Origin of the sequence: Intrasporangium sp. (assembly GCF_039812505.1) — a bacterium.
Taxonomy (GTDB): Bacteria; Actinomycetota; Actinomycetes; order Actinomycetales; family Dermatophilaceae; genus Intrasporangium_A.
In genome coordinates this window covers 1-5572 of the sequence record NZ_JBDIAQ010000194.1, presented here as the reverse complement: position 1 = coordinate 5572, position 5572 = coordinate 1, and the positions used below count along the sequence as shown (strand labels likewise).

The 5572-nt window shown below is 74.2% G+C and carries 5 protein-coding genes; all 5 read right to left on the bottom strand.

Translation table 11 applies throughout. From position 1 onward, the window contains the following. Positions 1–117: 117 nt before the first annotated feature. From WMI84_RS16615 to WMI84_RS16595, 5 genes are read right to left on the bottom strand one after another with little or no spacing between them, the layout of a single operon-like run. Positions 118–855 (bottom strand): HAD family hydrolase, encoded by a 738-nt coding sequence (locus WMI84_RS16615; protein ID WP_347354888.1) that lies wholly within the window; start codon positions 853–855, stop codon positions 118–120. Then, entirely contained in the window at positions 848–1522 is a 675-nt protein-coding gene (locus WMI84_RS16610; protein WP_347354887.1) for a GNAT family protein, read from the bottom strand. Before WMI84_RS16610 ends, WMI84_RS16615 begins: the two co-directional genes overlap by 8 nt. 13 nt (positions 1523–1535) lie before the next feature. Beyond that, positions 1536–3146, bottom strand: a complete 1611-nt coding sequence (gene gltX, locus WMI84_RS16605; protein WP_347354886.1) for a glutamate--tRNA ligase — start codon at positions 3144–3146, stop codon at positions 1536–1538. Between the two features lie 18 nt (positions 3147–3164). Continuing rightward, a complete protein-coding gene (locus tag WMI84_RS16600; RefSeq protein WP_347354885.1) occupies positions 3165–3947 on the bottom strand; it encodes a fumarylacetoacetate hydrolase family protein in 783 nt (260 codons plus the stop codon). Between the two features lie 43 nt (positions 3948–3990). Next, positions 3991–5454 (bottom strand): SagB/ThcOx family dehydrogenase, encoded by a 1464-nt coding sequence (locus WMI84_RS16595; protein ID WP_347354884.1) that lies wholly within the window; start codon positions 5452–5454, stop codon positions 3991–3993. Positions 5455–5572: the final 118 nt, after the last annotated feature.

Sequence of the window (5572 nt, the reverse complement as noted above, 5' to 3'; positions counted from 1 at the left end):
ACACCGAACAGCCGCCAGGCTCTACGGCTGCAACCGGGGAAGTTGGCAGGTGCCGGGCGTGTCCCCGGGAGGCCGGGCGTACCGGGATGCCGGGCCTGGCGCGTGGCGCCTACGTGCTCACGGCCGGGTGGCCGAGGTCAGGACGGCGGTGACCGCCTCGAGGGTGTGGATGGCGGGATGGCGGCCGGCTCCCGAACCCGCGCGATCGAGCCAGATGCCGCGCAGCCCGGCCGCGACGGCCCCCAGCACGTCCCACTCCAGGCTGTCGCCGATGCTGACGGTCCGGGCCGGGTCGGCGGCGACGCGGCGGCACGCCTCGAGGTAGACCCGGCGGTCGGGCTTGCCCACACCCAGCGTGTCGGTGGTCACGACCCTCCCGGCGAACCGCTCGGCCAGGCCGACCGCCTCCAGCTTGACCGCCGTGTCCACCCGGTTCGAGTTGGTCAGCAGCACCACGGGGGCGCCGCGCCGGTCCGCCGCTGCCAGCAGCGCGGGGACGTCGTCGAACAGGCGCTGCACGCTGCGGAAGGCCGGGATATAGGCGGCGAGGTAGCGCTCGCGGGCGTCGCTCGGCAGGTCGACCGAGAACGTGTCGGCGACGTCGCGCAGCCGGGCCAGCCGCATCTGTACCACGGAGATCTCGCCGGCGGTGTAACGCCGGAACCAGCCGCCGGGGTCGTCGTAGTACCGCTGCGCCATCTGCCGGTGCGGGTGGCCCGGGCCGGGCCACAGGGCCCGCGCCGCGACCGTGCCCGCGCTCGTCATCGCCGTGCGGGTGTCCACGATCGTGTCGTCGACGTCGAGAACGAGCGCGCGTATGCCGCTCAGCACCTTCTCGAGGGAACGCTCAGACACGCTCGTCCCCCGGTGCACGCTCGTCCCCCAGTGCGAACAGCGCCAGCGCACCCGCGACCCCGCTGACGTCGACGGGCCGGGCCGGCCCGCCGGCCGGCCAGTCCGGCCGGTCCAGGCGCAGGTGCTGCAGGACGCGGGAGCCGGGCTCGAGCACGGAGGTGTGGGTCTCGCGGTACCCCAGGGCACGAGAGACTCCGAGCGAGGCGGCGTTCTCGACGTAGGCCGAGGTGATGGCAGCCACTGCACCGAGGTGACCGAAGGCGAGCTCGAGCACCGCAGCGCGCATCTGCGTGCCGAGGCCACGGCGCCGGGCTCGGGGCACGAGCCACGACGAGGAGTCGACCGTGCGCTGTCGCCGGTACGGAGCCGGGCCCTCCAGCCACTGGACGCCGACGACCTCGCCGCGCTCGCGTACCACGAAGGGCAGCGCCCAGTCGTCGGGCGACCACGTCCCGAGGGCCCGCCAGTAGCTCCGCGCGAGGGCGGCCCGGCGGTTCGCGGCGCGGCCCAGGCCGGGGTAGGAGGGCGCGCCGGGATCGAGCTCGACGTCGTCCGGCAGGGCCCCCACGACGGCGGGGAGGTCCGCCTCGCGCATGACCTGCAGGTCCAGCCCGGCGGTCCGGAGCCGGATCGCGTGCACGGGCCAGACGTCGGCGAGATCCGTCACGATGACAGGCCCGTCAGAGGGTCTCGCGCAGCAGGCGCAGCCGGTTCAGCGTCGAGGTCTTGCCGAGGATCTCCATCGACTCGAACAGCGGGGGCGACACCCGGGCGCCCGACACCGCCGTGCGCAGCGGCCCGAAGGCGAAGCGCGGCTTGATCCCCAGCCCCTCGACCAGGGCGGCGCGCAGGGCGGTCTCGATGGCGCCGGCGTGCCAGCCACGCTGTGTCCCGAGCACACCGGTGCCGTGGTCGTCGATGTCGCCGAGCACGCGGATCGCCTCGTCGAGCACCTGCGGCGCGTCGTCCTTCAGCTGCGCGCGGGCGTCCGGCTGGATCTCGAGCTGGTCGTCGGCCACGAAGAACGGGCCCACCAGCGCCGGCGCCTCGGTCAGCAGCGCCATCCTGGTCTGGATCAGCCCGGTGACCTCCGTGAGCCGGCCGAGCTCGCCCAGCGACGGGCGGCCGGGCAGCACGCCGGCCTGCTCGAGGTAGGGCAGCAGCCGCGTGGCCAGCTCGCCCACCTGCAGGGACCGGATGTGGACGCCGTTGAGCCACTCGAGCTTCTTCAGGTCGAAGATCGGCCCGATCGGGTTGACCTTGCCCCAGTCGAAGCTTGACGAGAACTCCTCGAAGGTGAACACCTCGACGTCGGCCCCCTCGGCGTCCTGCTGCGGCGGGTAGGCCAGCAGCGCCAGGAAGTTCACGAGTGCCTCCGGCAGGTAGCCCTGCTCGCGGAACCAGGTCAGCCGGGCCGCCGGGTTCCTGCGCTTGGAGATCTTGGACTTGTCGGCGTTGCGCAGCAGCGGCATGTGCGCCCACTTCGGCGGCTGCAGCCCGAGCCACCGGTGGAGCAGGATGTGCTTCGGCGTCGAGCTGATCCACTCCTCGCCGCGCACGACGTGGGTGATGCCCATCTCGTGGTCGTCCACGACGACGGCCAGGTGGTAGGTCGGGAACCCGTCGGCCTTCAGGATCACCTGGTCGTCGGGCCGGGGCGCCGACACCGTGCCGCGGATGACGTCCTCGAAGGTCAGCTCCACGTCGTCCGGGATGAGCATCCGCACGACCGGCGTCTCGGTGAAGCCGGGCAGCGCCGCCCGCTCCTCGCGGGTCTTGCCGTGGCAGAGCCGGTCGTAGCCGGTCGGCTGCTTCGTCTTCTGCTGGACCATCCGCATGTGGGCCAGCCGCTCGGTCGAGCACCAGCAGTGGTAGGCATGCCCCTGCTCGACGAGCTTCTCGACGTAGGGCCGGTACGTCTCGAGCCGCTCGGACTGTCGGTACGGCGCGAACGGCCCGCCGATGTCCGGCCCCTCGTCCCAGTGCAGCCCGAGCCAGCCGAGCATGTCGTAGAGCTGGGCCTCGCTGTCCTCGCGGAAGCGCGCGCGGTCGGTGTCCTCGACCCGCAGCACGAACTGCCCGCCCTGCTGCCGGGTGAAGGCCAGGTTGAACAGCGACATGTAGGCGGTGCCGACGTGCGGGTCCCCGGTCGGCGACGGCGCGATCCGGGTGCGCACCGGGCCGGAGCCGTCCGAGGTGCTGCGCCGCGGCCCCGGGGCCGGCCGCACCTCGACCGGGCTGTCGTCGGGGACGGGGCTGGGCGGCATACGGGCGTCGGTCGGTGCGGTCACGACAGGCCAGCCTAGTGCTCAGCGCCGCACGAACGTGTTCGTCAGCGACCCGATGCCCTCGATCTCGACGGTGACCTGCTGGCCCGCCTCGACGAGGCCCACGCCGGCGGGCGTGCCGGTGAGGATGACGTCACCGGGCAGCAGCGTGAAAGCGGCCGAGGCGTACTCGATGATCGCGGCCACCCCGTGGACCATGTCGCAGGTCCGGCCGTCCTGGCGCACCTCGCCGCCGAGCGTCGTGCGGATCGCGAGGTCGGCCGGGTCGAGCTCGGTCTCGACCCAGGGGCCGAGCGGGCAGCTGGTGTCGAAGCCCTTGGCGCGTGCCCACTGGCCGTCGCTGCGCTGCCAGTCGCGGGCGGTCACGTCGTTGGCGATGGTGTAGCCGTAGATGCACTCGGCCGCGTCGGCGGCCTTGACGCCCTTGGTGATCGTCTTGACGACGACCGCGAGCTCGCCCTCGTAGGAGACCTCGCTGCTGCCGGCCGGCAGCACGACCGGGTCGAACGGCCCCACGACGGCGGTGTTGGGCTTGAAGAACAGCATGGGGTGCTCGGGCGGGGCCGTGCCGCCCATCTCGCGGACGTGGTCGGCGTAGTTCCTGCCGACCGCGACGACCTTCGAGCGCGGGATCACCGGCGCGAGCAGCCGCACGTCCTCGAGCAGGACGGGACCGGCGCCCGAGGGCTGCAGCCCGACGTAGAGCGGGTCGCCGCTCAGCGGCGTGACGACCTCGCCGCCCGGGTCGCCCTGGACGATGCCGTAGACCGGGTCGTCCCCGGTCGTGTACCTCGCGATGCGCACGTGGCCCAGTCTAAGGACGCCTCGGTATGCCGCTCACGCCCGCTCAGCGCGGCCAGACGACGTGCACCCGGGCGGGCCGGCCGGGCCGACCGCTCGGGCGGGTCCGGTACTCCGGCACCCCGACGCAGGTCCACAGCAGCCCGGCCACGCCGGGGCCGAGCAGCCGGGGCAGGTCGGCGTCGCGGAAGGTCATCCCGCTCGCGGCGGCGCCGAGCGCCCCCGCGGCCAGGTGCAGCCGGCCCTCGACGAGGCCGGCCAGCAGCTGGACCTCGCGGTACCGGTGGTCGTCGACCCCGGTCAGCTCGATGCCGGACATCGCCACGAAGGACGCGTCGTGGGCCAGCCCCTGCTCCAGCGCAGCCCCGTACAGCTCGTCCCGCAGCGCCGCCTCGCTCATGGCCCGTTCGGCGTGCCGCAGATCGGGCCACCGGTAGACGCCCGGAGCGAGGCCGTCGACCGCGACGGCCCCGACCCAGTGCGGCACGTCGACCTCGCGCATCGCGACCGTCATGGCGTCGCGCAGCAACGACAGCGGCACCGAGCGGTCGGCGCGCAGTCGGCGGATCGAGCCCTTGCCCGCGACCACCGCGTCGATCGGCGTCCCGGGTGCGGGCCTGGTGGCCGGCTGCACCGCCCGGCCCCGCTCGAGCTCGGGTCCCAGCGCGGTGCGGCGACCGGCCCGCTGGGCCTGCGTGACCAGTGGGAACACCACGCCGTCGGCGTCGTGCCGGCCCCGCACCGTCGGTCCGGTCGGCTGCAGCGCGGGCTCGCCGGGCCCGAGCGCGACGACCGCGACGGGGAACTCGGTGACCGAGTCGACCCCGACCAGGTCAGCCACGACGGTGTCGGGGAAGGCGGTGTGCAGCCCCGCGCGGACACCGGCCGAGTCGGCCAGCGCCAGCAGCTGGGCGAGCATCGTGCCGGCGTCCCAGTAGACGTGCCGGAACCCGCGCTCCGCGTAGCGCCAGCCGGTGCGCCACGGCACGCCGGTGACCACCAGGGCGGGGGCCGCGCCGAGCGGGGGCGGCCCGACCCGGACGAGGGCGTGCGCGGCGGGGTCGTACCAGTGCACCCCCGGCGGCAGGTCCGTGTCGAGGCCACGGGGGACGGCGGCATACAGCTCCAGGGGGAACCGCGCGCCCGCGGACCCGGCAGCCCGGAACAGCAGGGTCACGCCGGCCCGGTTCACGGTGGTGCGGGTGACCCCCGCCGAGAGGTGCAGCAGCCGGGCCAGACCGGCCAGGTCGAGGCGACGCGGGGCGAGTTCGGCGGTCCCGGCGAGCACGGCCAGCGCCGGTGCCGTGCAGGCCGGCAGGTCTGGGGTCAGCAGGACCCGGGGCAGGTCGGCCGCGTAGGCCTTGTACCACTGCGGCCGATGGTTCTCGTCGTCCGGGACGAGGCCGTGCACCACGCGCGGGTCGGGGACCGGCTCGGTCCACTCCCGGTCGTGCGAGTACGACGTCAGCCGGTGCAGCAGGTGGGTGGGTGGCTCGGTATCGGGCGCCATGCGGCCATCATCCCGGCCCCCCGGCCACCAACAATCCCGCTCCGGCCGGATTGTGCGAGCCCGCCGCGCCCCCCGGCCACCAACAATCCCGCCCCGGCCGGATTGTGCGAGCCCGCCG

Coding starts and splice junctions, on each gene's coding strand:
- WMI84_RS16595 (WP_347354884.1), bottom strand. CDS start 5,454: ATGGCGCCCGATACCGAGCCACCCACCCACCTGCTGCACCGGCTGACG.